Below are 15,690 nucleotides of genomic sequence, written 5' to 3' on the forward strand. Positions count from 1 at the left end.
TAATCAATTTTTAGTGTGAAAAAGTGAATTTTCCTGATATTCAGGATGCCTGTCGATATACGCATTTATAAACGGACAATAGGGCTTGACTTTTAAAGTATTGTCTTTTGCATACTCCAGTACATATTTGGCCAAGGCAGAGGCAATGCCCTTGCCTTCGAGTTCTGGCGGAACGATAGTATGCATGTACGCAATGCCTCCGTCAAAAAGCTCATATTTTACATAGGCTGTCTTGCCATCAAGGGTGATTTCAAATCGCTTGCGGCTTTCATTATTTGTGAATGTATAGTCCATGATTTTACTTTTTTTGATACCGTAAAATTACGCAGTATAAAACTCATGGCACTTGACCTAGGTTAAGAAATGCAGCTACAAAGAAATGTCAGTAAATTGTCGGGTGCTAATCCCTGTTGAAGTTCTTGTTGGCGAGTTCCTTTCGCACCCTGCTTAGACCCTCTGGAGTAATTCCAAGATAGGAAGCAATAAGCTGTTGCGGAACCCGTAAGGACAAATCACGGTAGGTCTCGATAAATTTCAGGTACCTTTTTTCTGCGGAAGCGCTTAACAGATAATTGATTCTTTTTTCCATGTGCCGGATATTATTATGGAGCGCCAGCGTATTGACTTTGGCAAAATTCTCGAAGATTTTTTCGGCCTTATCAAAAAACTCCTTTTTCACATAAATTGCTTCTGTATTTTCTAAGGCATCAATATACATCTCCGAAGGCTCATTGAAATAAAAGCTGCTTCGGTCGGCAATAATCCAATTTTCAGGAGCAAACTGTATCGTATGTTCTTTCCCTGCCTCATCAACAGTATAAGAACGCAGGATGCCTTTGCCTACAAAATAAGCCTTGTCGCAGATTTCATCTTTTCGTAGCAGCATTTCTCCTTTCTTGATTGCTACAGGATAGACGAGATGCTCGACCGCCTCATACTGGCTTTCGGTGCCGCATTGGGTCTCGATGATATACTTTTTAAAAAGATCAGACATAGCTTAGGAATTGGATATGGGCGAACGATTACGAATTTAAGAAATATCCTCTATTTTCAAAGCAGCATTCATCAAGAAAAATCTTCGGCAAAATCCTCGACAAAATTCTTGAATTGGCGTGCCGGTTTCCCAAGGATGTTTTCAACGGTAGCACACACTTCAGAAGCCTCATTTCTTGAATAATGCGCATAGTCTTCGATAAGCCCATCCGCCTGCCACAAAGGGAAGCCGACAGAAAGCAGTGCCGTTTTCATCTCTTCTGGCGTTATGTCTATAAATTGTATCGGCTTGTCCAATACTTCAGAAAATAAGGCCGCCAGTTCCATGTGCGTCAAGGCTTCCGGTCCTGTAATATTATACACTTTGTTTTCATGTCCCGACGCTGTCAATGCTTCAGCAGCTATAGAAGCAATATCGCGGATATCGACCAAGCTGATTTTAGCATCACCTATAGCAGCAAAAAACGCATTTTGCTGTTTGATAATATCCTTAAAGCCAAGCAGTCCCTGCATGAAAAGGTTAGGGCGGAGGAAGGTATACTTCATGCCTGATTCTTTTATCTGCGCTTCAACTGCTGCATGGTAGCGTAAAAAACGTACCGGAGAACCTGCCGACGCATGTAATTGCGAAAGCTTGACAATGTGCTTTACGCCAGAACGCTGGGCGACCGCGACAAAGTTTTGCTGCAGCTGTTCTGCAGTTTCAGAAGAATTAGTGAGCAAGAAAGCTTTTTCGATTCCGACAAGCGCATTGGAAAGGCTGGCTGTATCATTAAAGTCGCCCAACACGATTTCTGTGCCTTCTAATGAAGCAAGGCTTTCTGTGTTTTCGAAGGAACGAACCATCGCTCGAAAAGGGATGCCTTTTTCAGAGAGCTGTCTAGCCAGTTCAGAACCGATAGTTCCTGTGGCTCCTGTAATAAGAATCTTTGGTGCATCTGAATGTTTCATAATCTGTATCTTTTTTTGATTTGTATAGGACAAATTTCAGCATACGCAGAGATCTAAAATTGTAAGAAAACGAAAAGGCAGGCCAATAAAAAAGGCTTCCAGAAAAAATTCCGAAAGCCTTAAGTGGATATATAGAGGGGAAAGTTACTTTACAGGGGTGCCGTCTTTGATTTCTTCAGAAGCCATTTTGACCAATTGCGCATTCTCAGGAATCTCGCCAAAGATTTCCACGCGGTCTTCTACCTCGCGACCTTTTTGGACTTGTTTTCTGACGGTCTTATTGTTTTCGACCTGCAATACAAAAGTACCTTCGCTAGAAGTGACCAAAGCTGTTTTTGGCACCACATAGTTGCTGTCTTGCGCTTTCAACGGCAAGAGTACTTCCGCAACCATGCCAGGCAATAATTTTTTGGTCGTATTGATCACGTCCATTTCGACACGTTCCGAACGCAAGCGGCTGTCTAAAGCGCCGGACATTCTGGCCACTTTGGCCTTAAAAGTCTGCCCTGGCATAGATTTGACGTTAAAGCTGATCTCATCTCCGTTCTTTAAATAGCCTGTGTAAAGCTCCGGAACATAGACAGACAAGCGCAATTTGTTTTGTTCTTGAATCGTGAACAAAGGCAGTTCTGAACCTTTTCCGGCCGGACCTACATAGGCTCCAAGGTTGACATTTCGCGCAGCAACCACTCCGTCAAAAGGAGCGCGTATCTGCAGATAGCCTTGGATGTTCTGGATTTCCTTATACGAAGCCTTGGCTGCCTGCAGTTGAGCATAGTCCGAGTTTTTTCTAGCATCGGCCTGTTCTAGGTCGTTTTTAGAAATCGTTCCTTCTACCTTGCTGGTTTCCAAAAGTCTTTTATAGGTGCTGTTGCTGGCCATATAAACGGCTTCCTGTGAACGCAATCTCGATTCCGAAGCTGCCAGCTGCGAGCTGATTTCCGGCGCCTCAAGCACCATCAGCAGCTGTCCTTTTTTTACTTGGGTTCCGATATCGGCTTTCAGTTCTTTTACAAAACTGCTCACTTTCGCATAAATATCTACTTGCTGAAATCCCGTAAGCTCTGCCGGAATACGCAACTCTGTAGACAGCTTTTCTTTGCTGACTTGAAAAGTTTCAATTGCCGGAGCCGTTTCTTCGGCCGGAGCCGCTTCTGCCTTTTCTGAAATGTTACAGCTGTTCAGCGTAGCCATAAGCACTACCAAGGCCGATGTTCTGTATAAATTATTTTTCATTTTGTGGGTGTAAAGATGATATATAATGTTTGCTTTCTTTGTCTTCTGGATCAAGTGATACCGACTGCGTTGAGGTCTTGCCCTGTGCCCAGGCGAAAATCAGCGGCAAGATAATCAATACTGTAAAAGTAGAGAATAATAAACCTCCAATAACTGCTCTTCCTAATGGAGAAACTTGGTCGCCGCCTTCGCCGTGGCCTATTGCCATCGGCAGCATCCCCGCAATCATCGCAACGCTGGTCATGATGATCGGACGTAGCCTTAACGAAGCCGCCTCTCGTGCCGATTGCAGCGCATTGCCGTTATGTTTCCGGAGCTGTTCGGCATTCGTGACCAGCAGGACGGCATTGGCAATAGATACCCCGACCGACATGATGATTCCCATATAAGATTGCAGGTTAAGCGTTGAGCCCGTAAGCAGCAATAGCAGCAAGGAACCGAGTACTACGGCAGGAACCGTTGTCAGGATAACCAACGATATCTTAAACGATTGGAAATTAGCAGAAAGCATCAGGAAGATAACCACGACCGCAACCAATAATCCTGTTTGCAGGCTGTTCATGGTTTCGTCCAAGACTTTGCTCAATCCGATAGGCTCGATAAATAGTCCTCTTGGCAGTTCGCCTAAGGAAGCAATGGTAGTTTTTACGTCTTTTGAAGCCGTTCCCAAATCGGTATGGTCTATATTTCCCGTGATGGAAATGTAGGGCATGGCACCCAAGTTGTCGTTCTCTCCGTAAGTATGCGATGGCGTGATGGTTGCCACATCGCTCAATACAGGTCGTGTAGCATTTTTCAATAATGGAATCTCTCCCATATCGCTGATACTTTTCATCTTATTTAATGGCACCTGTACTTGTACATTATATGACAATCCTGCTTTTTCATCAATCCAAGTATTCTTTTCTGTATATCGAGAAGAAGACGTAGAAGCAATCAGCGAACGCGAAACCTCGCTCATGTCAACGCCAAGCTGTGCGGCACGCGTCCTGTCGATATTGATGTCCAGCGAAGGATACTTGATCGGCTGTGCAATCTGCACGTCCCTGAAATAATCAATCTTGTTGAGCTTGGCAATTAGCTTGTTGGCATATTCTTCGTTAAGTTTCTTGTTCTTTCCGGCGATTCGAATCTCTATCGGAGTTGGAGAACCTTGGCTCAATACCTTGTCGGTCAATTCGATAGGCTCAAACGAAACTTTTACGTCGGGAAGTATCTTTTTTACCCTTTTGCGGAAATCATCCTTAAATACGTCCATATCTGCATGATAATCTTTCAATCCGATCTGGAAGACAGCCTCGTGCGGTCCGCCCATAAACAAGTAGATTGGCGAAACGGAAAATAAGGAAGGGTGCTGCCCAACATAGATTGACGAAATAGCAATATGCTCTTTTCCGATCATGTTTTCCAGCTCTTTCAACACCAATAAGGCTTTTTCTTCGGTACGTTCCAGACGCGTTCCGTCTGCAGCGCGAAGCCTCATCTGGAACTGACTTGAATTGACTTTAGGGAATACATCCTGACCGATAACGTTCAATAGCAAGACGGCCAATCCTGTAATTCCGAAAAGGTATAAGAGGGTAATCGGCTTTCGCAGCGGGAACAATCGTTCCAGCATTCGCATGAATCGGTTTCTGAATCTTTCAAAACGGCTGACTTTGCCGTCGTTATTAAAATCGTCTCTTTCGACCAGTACTTTTTTCTGGTTGAATGTGTCTGCTTCCGATTCGGCCGTAAGCCCCGAAGCGATAAATTCAGCTTCATCGTCTGTGATGCCAGAACCGTGCTCTTTTTTAGGGTGGCTTTTCATCAGCCAGTTGGCCATTACCGGAACAAACGTCTGTGAAAGCAAGAAAGAAATAATCATAGAAAATCCGATTGCCAATGCCAGTGGCAAGAACAAGGCGCCCGGTATGCCTTTCATGGTAAAGGCCGGAGCAAAAACGGCTAAGATACATAACAAGATCAGCAGTTTAGGCAGGGCGATTTCCTTACAGGCATCCCAGATGGCCAAGGCCTTGGGTTTTCCCATATCGAGATGCTGGTGGATGTTTTCGATGGTTACCGTACTTTCGTCCACAAGAATACCGATAGCCAATGCCAAGCCGCTCAGCGACATCAGGTTGATGGTCTGGCCGAATAATTTAAGGAACATGACACCCGAAATGATAGAAATAGGAATGGTAAGGATAACGATCAAGGCTGCTCTTCGGTCGCCCAAGAACAGCAATACCATCAATCCGGTCAGTACTGCCCCGATAATCCCTTCGGTAATCAAGCTCTTTACGGAGTTGATTACATACACCGACTGGTCAAATTCATAGGATAATTTCACGTCTTCTGGAAGCGTGCTTTGTATTTTTGGAAGTTCTTTCTTTAGGTTCTGTACTACGTCCCAAGTCGAAGCATCGCCCGCTTTGGCGATACTCACATACACCGAACGCTTGCCATTTACCAAGGCATAGCCAGACGTTATATCTGCACCATCTTTTACGGTCGCAACATCGCCCAGGTATAAGTTCTGTACGCCGCCTTTAAACAGCGGAATCTTTTCGAAATCCTTGATTTCTTTAATCGTATTGTTGGTAGGGGTAATGTAATTCTGGTCGCCGATTCTAACGTTTCCAGAAGGTGCCGTCTGGTTGTTGATACGGATGGCATCTACAATCTGGTCGGGCGTAAGGTTGTGCGAACGAAGCAGGTCCGGATCCACATTCACCTCCACAGTTCTAGGGCTTCCTCCAAAAGGTGGAGGTGACAAAAGTCCAGGGATAGACGTAAACGAAGCACGAACGTAGACGTTGGCCAAATCCTGAAGCTCATTATTAGAACGCGTCTTGCTGCTCAAGACCAATTGACCTACAGGAAGCGACGAGGCATCAAAACGGATGATGAACGGCGGCTGCGAGCCTGGGGGGAAGGCGGCTTGTATCCTGTTGGATAGCGCACTCAATTCGGCTGCAGCCTGTGCCATGTTCGTGTCTTCATAATAAGTCACTTTCATCAGCGTAAGGCCTTGTGTGTTTTTGGTCTCGATCGACTTCACGCCGTTGGCGAAAAGCATGACGTTGACATAGTTTTTGGCAAAATAAGACTCCATCTGGTTGGGCGTATACCCTCCGAATGGGTGTGCCAGATAGATTACGGGCAGGTTCATCTTTGGCAAGATATCTACCTTAACGTCGCGGACAGCGCCGATTCCGAAGAAGAACAGTCCGGCCACGAGCACCAATATGGAGATAGGTTTGCGAAGTGCAAAACGTATTAAATTCATCAGTCGTAAAAATTAAAATTCATTAATAAATAATTCAAAATCTCCTGTAGCGGCGGCTTTCATCAAAAGCGACTGCCACACATTAGTATAGATGATATCTCGGTCGATTTCGGCACGGTTCAGGGTATACAGCGTCTGCGTTACATCTACCAGATTGGTCAGGCCGTTTTTATATAAGGTCGTCTTTTGGAGGTAGGCCTGAGCGGCTGCCTGTACTTGTTTCGGAGCTTCTATATAATTGTCCATCGCGTATTTGATCTTGGCATCCGCCGCATCTGATTGGGTCTTGAGCTGCTGGTCGATGACATTGTATTCTTCTTGCAGTGCTTCAGAAATAAGCTTTTGGGCGCTGGCCTTTTTGCTCGATCGTGCAATAGTAGTCAAGTTCCAGCTTACGCCTACGCCGAGCAGGTAGTTTTGGCGGTTAGGGCTTACGCCGTCAAAATAATTTCGGGTATACGAATTCTGGTCTACGGCGTAATCGGAGTTAAAGCCTGATGCTCGTGTCTGGTAGACGCCGAATAGGCTGAAGGTAGGATAGTATTCTCTCCTGAAAAGCTTTGCCTGCTGCTTGCTATAATCAATCCTGCTTTTATAGTATTGCAGTATCGGATTCAGCGTGTCGTTTGCCGTCTCAAGGCGCAAGATTGATTTCGGGATTTCTTTTACGAAAGTGCTGTCCAAAACAAAGTCTTTGATGTCCACTCCCATGAGCGCCACCAGCTTGTTGTTTTGTTCCTTGACCTGATCCTTGCCTTGGTTCAGCTGAATTTTAGCGCGTGAAACCTCTGCAGAAGCCAAGGTCGAATCGACTCCCGGCAATAATCCGTTTTTGACTCTGGCGGCGGCAATCCTCTGGAACACAACCGCGCGGTCAAGATTTTTCTCCTGTGAGATCAGCAGTCTTTGGCTGGCAAGCAGGTTGAGGTAGGCCGCGGCAATCTTGATTTTCTGCTGAAATTTCTCTTGTTCTAAATCCTTGTCAAAACGTTCGGCATCGGCTTTTGCCAAGTTGATACGCTGCCTTGCCTTTCCGAAAGAAAAGAAATCCCAGTTCATGTTGACCAGATAAAGGGCACCGAAAGCAGCATTCCAGTTTTGTTCAGGAAGCGGCAATCCCGATGAAGCGACGCCAAGTCCGCCAAAACCGTACAGCGGTCCGTTCTGTCCGTTTACGGTACCATAGTCCTGCTGTGCGGCAAGATTAAGGTTGGGCAGGTATTCTCTGCGTACCTGTTTTACTGTTTCCTTAGAGGCTTCGGCATATTTGCTTTTGGCCTTTAGGGTTCCGTAATTCGCCATTCCAGTTTCTACCGCCTCTTTGAGCGAAAGAGTCTGGGAAAACCCTTGGAAAAAGAAGAGAGATAAAAGAAAAAGACTTATTTTTTTTGTAGTCATTTGTTAAGCCTGATATAAGTTTGAAAGCGCAAATTTACAGCAGGCGTAGGAGCGAAGGCTGCATTAAATGACCAATTCGCCTAAAAAAATGACGAATTCAATTGGTCATTAAAATCAGCAAAAAATTAATAATAAATCGTTAATTTGTAGCCTTAATTGCAAAAAATGAAATGGAAAGTCGATAATGTACTAGACAATAAATGGTGGCAAGAGGTTGCAATATTGCTGTTTTCGTTCTCCTTGTTTTCTTTAAAGAACGATTGGATTTTGTTTAATTCGGCGATTGCTGTCTGGTCGGGAATAGGCTATTACCTGATGCTTTATCTGCATGCGCAGACCAACCGTTTCTTCCTATTGCCCATATTAGTCAAGCAGCACAAAGGATTTTTATATCTGGTGCTTACGATACTTTTGGCGTTGCTTTTTTCAGTTGTCGTTTATGAAATATCGTCTGTCTGGATTACCAAAGCTTCTTCGCTCTATGAGTTTTCGCATCAAAAAAGCTACCAGTACCAGCTGGCCACGGTAATCGGCACGCTGATCTGTATTTTGGGGCCTGTTATGTTCCTTAAGTTTTACAGAGAAGAAAAAAGAAAGCGAGAAGAAGCCTTATTGCTCAACCAGATGCAGCTCAATTCGCTCAAGAGCCAGCTGAATCCGCATTTCTTGTTCAATACTTTTAATACGCTTTACGGAATCAGTCTTGAGTTTCCTGAAAGAACGCCCGACCTGATTATGAAAGTATCGCAGCTGATGCGCTACCAGCTCGAGAGCAATGCAAAGCAGTGCGTATCGCTAGAAGAAGAACTGTCGTTTATCAACAGCTATATCCAATTGGAAAAAGAGCGCGTGGGCTACCGCTGCGAGATTACCTATGACAGCAAAATCGATAATGAGAATGCGTATAAGATTTCTCCGATGCTGCTCATCGCTTTTGTAGAAAATGCCTTCAAGCATGGCACCTGCGCCATCGAAAATTGCTACGTGCACATTTCGATTACGGTAGAAAAAGGAAAGCTACACTTACAGATTGTCAATTCCATACCCGAGAAGAAAATCAACGTTGTTTCTACAAGGATAGGCATCCAGAATACGACAGAGCGCTTGAAAATCATCTATGGCAGCGACTATACGCTAGACATCAAGAATACCGACACGGTCTATACTGTTAACTTGGCATTGCCGCTAAAAAAGGTAGGCGAATCATGAAAGACCCGAAAAAATGCATCATCGTAGACGACGAGCCGGCAGCACATTACGTGCTTATCAACTATATCCGACAGAATCCAGAGCTGGAACTCGTGCACCAATGCTATAATGGGATAGAGGTAATGAATTATCTGCGTGAAAATCCAGTAGACCTCATGTTCCTTGATATCGACATGCCCGAAATCACAGGGCTGGAACTCTTAAAGATCCTTCCGTCGCAGCCCAAGACCATCCTTACGACAGCCTATTCTGAATTTGCGCTCGAAAGTTATGATTATGGCGTAATTGATTATCTGCTCAAACCGATTTATTTCCCGCGTTTCCTAAAGTCTATAGAGCGATTTTTAGCTACCCAGGCAGATCGAAAAGTGATTGCCTCGAACCTTTTTATCAGCATAAAAGCCGATGGAGCGGTAATCGACCTCGATGTAAGGAAAATCCTTTTTGCCCAAAGCTACGGCAATTATGTCAAGATTTTTACCACGGGTAGAACCTATCTAGCCTCAATGACGACCAATGAATTGGAAGCCAGCCTGCCGGCAGAGCAGTTCCTGCGCGTGCATAAGTCGTATATCGTGGCAATCGACAAGATTGAGGCGAATGAGCGCGATACGCTCGTGGTCAGCAGCCAAAGAATTCCCGTAGGCATCACCTATAGGAGAGAGCTGGAACGATTGCTTGCACGATAGCCGTTTTATAATATTTCCTCGTCTATTTCGTAAATTCTCTTGATTTCTTTCATAGAGCGGTCGCTCATGAAGTATTTCAGTATTGTAGAATCGTCGCGGAATCCTTTGTAGGTCTTTAATTGCTCCGGCGTCAAGATGCTCCTGAAATTATTTTCCGATTTAAAGATAATCGGCGCGATTTCTGAGTTTTTTCCCAAATTGATTCTTCCTAGCTGTGTTTTTTCTTCTTTCCAGATGCTTATGGCGGCCACTTCTTGATCTTCAGACAATTCCAGGAAAGAAATAGAGCTGATCTTGTTTTTGATAAATTCTGTTTCAGTCTCAGTCGCCATGGCTTTTGCATTGATCATGGTGATTGTTTTTGTTATTCTGCAGCTGGTCAAGGTTACAAGACAAAGTATAAAAAGAAGGAATGTAGATTTTTTCATGTAGGATAGTATTTGCTATTACCGTTTGTTTAGGGCCTGGATAGGGAATCGGCAGCCGCCAAAAATACAGAAAATCTTCTGTATTTTCAGCCTTGCCTCAGGAAACCGCTTTTAGAAGCTGTATCCGATCTTGATTCCTGCTCTAAAGACAAAGTTGTCTATGTTTTTATTGTCAACATCGCCTTTTCCTTTTACTTCCCATTTCCAGTTAGCCCCGATAGAAGGATCGATGCTGAAGTTTTTACCGATCATGAATTTGTAGCCGACGTTTGGGTTGATGATGCTCCAATACGAATAGGTTCCGTCAAAATTTCCAAGTCCGGCAACATCCTCATCGAATTTCACATTACCGTAGGAAATAAAGTTCTCTGCATAAAACCCGTCCCATTTTCCTTTTTCAACATACGTCCTGCTTCCCAATTCGATCACGAAGCCGTTTCCGTCGATATCTACAACATCGTTGTCATAATTTAAGCTTGCGGCAGAAATGTTCAGCAAGTGTGATGAATTTCTTTCGCCCTCTTTATGCTTCTTTTTATACTCAAGGCTCAAGCCGTATTGCATCGGGTCAGAATAGTTGAAATTGGCAGAAAGCGTCAGTTTTGGACCTACTATTGCAGTTTCTTCGTTAGCTTCTTGTTTCTCTTGTGCAAAATTTAGTGCTGGTAGTAGCAATGCGAATAATAAAATACGTTTCATTTTTTTAGTTTTAATGTTTGTTAGTGTTATGGCTGCCGGCTAAAAACCGACTTCTATTAGCATAGACGAATGCTGTTTGAAAATGGTTGCATGGGTTTTTAAAAAAAATCAGGACCAAGAAGAAAAAAGCTTTGTAGGGGTTATGTTGCAGTCTCATTCTGAGAAGGTTCGGAAAAAGGTCTTTTTTTGAAAAAAATTCCCGAACAAGACCCGAACGAAACCCGAACAAAACCCCAACGAGATTTGAAGCGATTTTGCCGAAATGACCCTCCATAATGTCGCATTTTGCCCTGCTACTATTGCTAAAAAGGAGCCAACTTTGTACTAAGCGGGTCGAGAATCGCGCCGCACTAATTGCTAAATAAAAAATCATGAAAAAACAAGAATTTACAATAGAGCTGGATGCGCCGCGCGAAAAAGTGTGGGACGTCCTATGGGGAAAAGAAACGTATCCACTATGGACAGCGCCTTTTGGCGAGGGATCTAGAGCTGAAACCGACTGGAAAGAAGGCAGCAAGGTACTTTTCTTGAATGCTGATGATGAGGGAATGGTGGCAAGGATAGCGAAGAACATTCCGAACGAATACATGTCTATCGAACATTTAGGCGTGGTAATGGGTGGCATCGAGCACACCGAAAACGAGAAAAGCGGCGAATGGGCCGGCTCGCTAGAAAATTATACCTTGAAAGAAGCCAATGGCAAGACCCAGCTTATGGTGGATATGGACGTGACCGAAGAGTATGAAGATTTTTTCAATACCACATGGCCGATCGCCTTGGGCAAGATCAAGGAACTGTCTGAAAAGAAATAAAAAGGGGGACTATATCAGGTTATTAGGCTATTTTTCGACGATTTGTATACAAAACTCGTCAAAGTGACTGTCTTTTATACTACTGATTTATTTCTAATTTCTATATTTGTAAACGATTATTATTAAGTAATTAGATATCAGCATATTGCTTGAACTTATAATTGTTTTCAATTATACTGGATTTGAATTAGTTACTTAAATTATGCAAGCAATGGGGTCCCATGAAAATGGGACCTTTTTTTAGGGTAATAAAAAGGCTGTTATTTTTTAGAATTCCATTGCCACAGGTGCAGGCAAGCATAGGTGCGGTACGGGCTCCATTGGGCCGATAGTTTATGCATGTCTTCTTTAAACTTTTTCTTGTCGCTTTTGTCCAGTCCAAATAGGGCAGCCATCGTATTTTGTATGATGAGGTCGTCGGCAGAAAAGACATCTTCTCGCCCCAGCCCAAACATAAGCAGGTTCTGGGCCGACCATATTCCGATACCCTTGATGGAAGTAACCAGACGGCTTACTTCGTCGTCGCTCATCTCGTGGAGCTTTTCATATTCTAGGCCATGGTCGACATCAAACTGGGCTACATTCTTTATATAGTCTGTTTTGGATTTTGAGAGACCGATGGCCTTTAGGGTTTCAAAAGGAGTATCGAGTACTTGCTGTGAAGTAGGCTCGTTTCCATCGTATAGCGCCAGAAAGCGGTTAAAGATGACATCGCCAACCTTAGCAGATAGCTGCTGGTTGATGATAGAAGTATAGAGGAATAGTGTCAGGTTGGTGTTCTTTTTCAGTTCCCGCGGCACCGCGTCTTGCAGTACTTCTTTAAATACAGGGTCGCTTGATAAATGGAGTAGATAAGGGTGCTGCATAGAAGTATGATTGAAGCATTAGGATAACAAAGATATTATTTATTCAGACTCCAGCCAGATTACTTTTTGGATACTTTCATGGGATTTGCTTATGATTTCGCCGTATAGTTCCGGCTTTCTTGCCGCCATGTATCGACTTCCTCCGGCACTAGTGAGTTTTGTGGCGTCTATCTCGGCTACCGCAATGGCATCTGCAAGTTCCCTGCATTCAGCAATAATATCGCCATAAGGGTCAATGAGCATCGAACATCCATTTTTTAGCTGATCGTCGTCCATGCCTATCGGGTTAGAGAAAACGACATACACGGCATTGTCATAAGCTCTGGCGGGCAGCCATTTCATGAGCCATTGCCTGCCCTTTGGTCCATCGAATTCTTGGCGTAATTCTATTGCATTTCTATCTTTATCAGTCCACAGCTTGGGATCGACAAATCCGGCACCCGGCCTTGTGGATGGCGTGCACATGGTAACATGCGGCATAAAGATGATTTGGGCGCCAAGCAAGGTGGTTGCACGGACATTCTCTATGATATTGTTGTCATAGCATATCAGGATGCCGCATTTCCATCCATGGAGGTCAAAAACAGTATAGTTGGTACCGGGCAAAATATGCGGATTAATAAACGGGTGGAGTTTTCTGTGCTTTGCCAATACGCCTGTCTGGTCTACGCACACATGGGCTTTATAAAGATTTCCTTCGGAGTCCTTTTCAAATAGTCCTGCTAAAATGGTTATTTGGTGTTTTGCTGCAATAGCTATCAATGCTTTTATGCTCGGCCCGTCGGGAATATATTCTGCCAGTTCTGTCAGTTGTTCTTTGTTGAGGTTTCTGGCAAAAGTATATCCTGTAATAGCACATTCGTGAAAATTAATGACATCGGCTCCTGCTGCTGCGGCTTCTTGTGACAGCTTTTCGATTACTTTCAGATTATAGGCCTTATCGCCGCTTTTGTTTTCAAATTGGGCGGTAGCGATTTTTAAATTTCTCATCGTATGTATCGTAATGGATTAGTACTGCGAAGATGAAAAGAAAGCAAGCTCAAAAATTGGAGAAAACCGACAAAATCGCTTAGGCCAGCAACAAAAAATTGACAGCCAGCAGGTTGTTGTTTGCTTGGTATTGGACAGGAGTGAGGCCCGTGAATTTTTTAAAGCAATTATTCAAGTGCGGCTGGTCGTAATAACCGCAGGCATAGCTTACTTCTGTAAGGTTTGCTTCTGGAGAAATCTGCTTCAGGCTTTTCAGGGAGTGCTGGAACCTGACGATGTCTGCAAATTTTTTAGGACTCAAGCCAATGTGTTCGTTGAATTTTCGTTCGAGCTGCCTTTCGGTAGCCGGAATTCCTTTTAGCATTTCTGCCAGGCTGTTCTTTCCTTTGTGTATATGAATCTGCTGTACGGCCATGGATATCAGGCTGTCATTATAGGAGTTTTTAAGGAGCTGGTCCAGCAAGAAGTTTTCAATTGCGGCTATGGCCGATGCATTTTCAGAAAGGCTTTGGATCTTTTCTATAAGAATGCGGCCGGAATGACTGGCCAATTCTGTAAAAGGCAGCGTCTTGTTATTTATTTCAAAAGCGGGTACTGTAAATAGCTTGAATAGTGCCGTGGGCTGGAGTACTACCACAAGCATATCGATTTCTCCTGTAGCCGAAAGCGTATTGAATCGTGTGATCTGTCCATATACAAAACATTCAGGCTGTACGCTAAAGTTATCTTCTGTCTCGTTTTTCTCTTTAAAAGGAGCTTTTCGATGAAAGACGATTCCGGGACTTCCATCCGAAAAAATCCTAAAATCGGTGGCTGAAACTGCATCATTTGAAAGAATCAGATAATGCCTTACGATATGCTGCAGAGAGGGCGAGGGTGGTATTTGCATTAGGATTTTTGACTATAGGCCGTTTATAGAGGCGTTATTGATATGAACGAGGGCATTGAAAAAAAGAGGCAAAGGGAATAAAATCCAGTTATTTTATTTTTTCAATAGCTTCTCTCACCTTAACGATATCAGGCTGATGGTTTTTGCATTCTTGAACGCCTTCAGGATAAAGTACTTTTATAAAATCATTATAGTCATTGCAATTTTTGAAGATATTAAACTCTTTGTTTTTCACATCCCATACGATACCTTTATAATTGCTTAAGGAACTGCCGATTGCACCGCCTACAGCTCCGCCAGAACCATACGCAAAACCTTGTGCCCATTTATTGGCAAGGCTGACTTCTGTATAATAGTAATTTTCTCCAAGGGATATGACTTTGGCAAAGCCATTTGGAAAATGATTGGTTTGCGCCCTGTCAGTTTTGTTCCTGTTGTCTAATATGGCTTGTGTCTGGAAGTAGATATGTCCTTTGTAGCAAACTGCAAATACTCTCTTAAGCTTTTTGTCTTCATTTTTCAAATAAAAATAACACTCTGCTGGAATATCATCTACGATTTCTTCTTTTGTGAAGCCAACCAGGCCTTTAGGAATTACTACTGCTGTAGAATTTGGTACTTTGTTTATAAAATCTTCTTTGGTATAATAGATTCCATTCGGACATCCATTTGCTGCGACCTTAGCATCTTCTTTTTTTGGAGCAGGCTTCTTGGCACTAGCAATGGTATCTGCTTTTGTTTTCTCTATAACCATTCCTTGCGAAAATTCGGTTGAAATGATGATGTTTCTGTTGGTAAAAACGCGCTTATGGTTTTCATCATCAATTACCTTGACAGTGCTGATTGCTATTTTTTTGTCTTCACCCGTTGTCGGTTCAAAATACTTAAAGTGCCCATCGACAAGTTCTAGCCTTTCAAAGCTTATTTTTTCGTTTGTCGCCAATGTAATCGTTCCTTTTTTGGCAAGAAGGTCTTGGGCATTGCAATAGCTTGTTGCTATAAAGAAGAATAGGAGTAGCGCTTGTCTCATCGTAAGGATCTTGAAATAGGATAGGTTCTTTTATACGAAGAGCAAATATATAGGAAGATATCAGAATTATAGTAAAAAGTTTAGGGCTTTTGATTTTTTGCTCTCTAGCGCTTCTGCCTTCCTTCAGTAACTGACAATTCACTTATACTGAATGTCATATTAAATACTGTTTGATGTATTTTTTATTGATTAATTATCGTAAAACGATAATTAATTATATATTTGC

15 protein-coding genes are annotated in these 15,690 nt (G+C 43.3%); 3 read left to right on the forward strand and 12 right to left on the reverse strand.

What is annotated here, in order from left to right:
- Positions 1 to 3 precede the first annotated feature (3 nt).
- From OLM56_RS10985 to OLM56_RS11010, 6 genes are all read right to left on the reverse strand, one after another.
- A complete protein-coding gene (locus tag OLM56_RS10985; protein WP_264526993.1) occupies positions 4 to 294 on the reverse strand; it encodes a GNAT family N-acetyltransferase in 291 nt (96 codons plus the stop codon).
- Between the two features lie 106 nt (positions 295 to 400).
- The gene (locus OLM56_RS10990; protein WP_264526994.1) at positions 401 to 994 is read right to left on the reverse strand and encodes a Crp/Fnr family transcriptional regulator; all 594 of its coding nucleotides are present in this window, start codon (positions 992 to 994) and stop codon (positions 401 to 403) included.
- A 71-nt stretch (positions 995 to 1,065) separates the two neighbouring features.
- Positions 1,066 to 1,944: an SDR family oxidoreductase gene (locus OLM56_RS10995; RefSeq protein WP_264526995.1), complete on the reverse strand. Its 879-nt coding sequence runs from the start codon at positions 1,942 to 1,944 to the stop codon at positions 1,066 to 1,068.
- Positions 1,945 to 2,088: 144 nt separating this feature from the next.
- The gene (locus OLM56_RS11000) at positions 2,089 to 3,180 is read right to left on the reverse strand and encodes an efflux RND transporter periplasmic adaptor subunit (protein ID WP_121376408.1); all 1,092 of its coding nucleotides are present in this window, start codon (positions 3,178 to 3,180) and stop codon (positions 2,089 to 2,091) included.
- Entirely contained in the window at positions 3,170 to 6,454 is a 3,285-nt protein-coding gene (locus tag OLM56_RS11005; protein WP_264526996.1) for an efflux RND transporter permease subunit, read from the reverse strand. Before OLM56_RS11005 ends, OLM56_RS11000 begins: the two co-directional genes overlap by 11 nt.
- Positions 6,455 to 6,466: 12 nt before the next feature.
- Positions 6,467 to 7,852 (reverse strand): TolC family protein, encoded by a 1,386-nt coding sequence (locus tag OLM56_RS11010; protein WP_264526997.1) that lies wholly within the window; start codon positions 7,850 to 7,852, stop codon positions 6,467 to 6,469.
- A 165-nt stretch (positions 7,853 to 8,017) separates the two neighbouring features.
- On the opposite strand from OLM56_RS11010, the gene OLM56_RS11015 reads away from it, so the two are divergent.
- Positions 8,018 to 9,061 (forward strand): sensor histidine kinase, encoded by a 1,044-nt coding sequence (locus tag OLM56_RS11015; RefSeq protein WP_121376405.1) that lies wholly within the window; start codon positions 8,018 to 8,020, stop codon positions 9,059 to 9,061.
- The gene (locus OLM56_RS11020) at positions 9,058 to 9,750 is read left to right on the forward strand and encodes a LytR/AlgR family response regulator transcription factor (protein ID WP_121376404.1); all 693 of its coding nucleotides are present in this window, start codon (positions 9,058 to 9,060) and stop codon (positions 9,748 to 9,750) included. The genes OLM56_RS11015 and OLM56_RS11020 overlap by 4 nt, the downstream gene beginning before the upstream one ends.
- Positions 9,751 to 9,755: 5 nt before the next feature.
- Here the strand turns inward: OLM56_RS11020 and OLM56_RS11025 are convergent, their stop codons facing one another.
- Both OLM56_RS11025 and OLM56_RS11030 read right to left on the reverse strand, forming a co-directional pair.
- Entirely contained in the window at positions 9,756 to 10,178 is a 423-nt protein-coding gene (locus tag OLM56_RS11025; protein WP_264526998.1) for a hypothetical protein, read from the reverse strand.
- Between the two features lie 111 nt (positions 10,179 to 10,289).
- Positions 10,290 to 10,877, reverse strand: a complete 588-nt coding sequence (locus tag OLM56_RS11030; protein WP_121376402.1) for an autotransporter domain-containing protein — start codon at positions 10,875 to 10,877, stop codon at positions 10,290 to 10,292.
- A 371-nt stretch (positions 10,878 to 11,248) separates the two neighbouring features.
- On the opposite strand from OLM56_RS11030, the gene OLM56_RS11035 reads away from it, so the two are divergent.
- Positions 11,249 to 11,689 carry an SRPBCC family protein gene (locus tag OLM56_RS11035; protein WP_264526999.1) on the forward strand — a complete coding sequence of 147 codons (441 nt, stop codon included), beginning with the start codon at positions 11,249 to 11,251 and terminating at the stop codon, positions 11,687 to 11,689.
- A 260-nt stretch (positions 11,690 to 11,949) separates the two neighbouring features.
- On the opposite strand, the gene OLM56_RS11040 is transcribed toward OLM56_RS11035, so the two are convergent.
- From OLM56_RS11040 to OLM56_RS11055, 4 genes are all read right to left on the reverse strand, one after another.
- Entirely contained in the window at positions 11,950 to 12,555 is a 606-nt protein-coding gene (locus OLM56_RS11040) for a DNA-3-methyladenine glycosylase family protein (protein ID WP_264527000.1), read from the reverse strand.
- A gap of 39 nt (positions 12,556 to 12,594) precedes the next feature.
- Positions 12,595 to 13,545: a nitrilase family protein gene (locus OLM56_RS11045; RefSeq protein ID WP_264527001.1), complete on the reverse strand. Its 951-nt coding sequence runs from the start codon at positions 13,543 to 13,545 to the stop codon at positions 12,595 to 12,597.
- 79 nt (positions 13,546 to 13,624) lie between these two features.
- Complete coding sequence (locus OLM56_RS11050; protein WP_264527002.1) at positions 13,625 to 14,434, reverse strand: helix-turn-helix domain-containing protein; 810 nt, start codon at positions 14,432 to 14,434, stop codon at positions 13,625 to 13,627.
- Positions 14,435 to 14,522: 88 nt separating this feature from the next.
- Complete coding sequence (locus tag OLM56_RS11055) at positions 14,523 to 15,464, reverse strand: hypothetical protein (RefSeq protein ID WP_264527003.1); 942 nt, start codon at positions 15,462 to 15,464, stop codon at positions 14,523 to 14,525.
- Positions 15,465 to 15,690 lie beyond the last annotated feature (226 nt).

It is taken from the genome of Flavobacterium sp. N2550 (genome assembly GCF_025947265.1).
Lineage (GTDB): Bacteria > Bacteroidota > Bacteroidia > Flavobacteriales > Flavobacteriaceae > Flavobacterium > Flavobacterium endophyticum.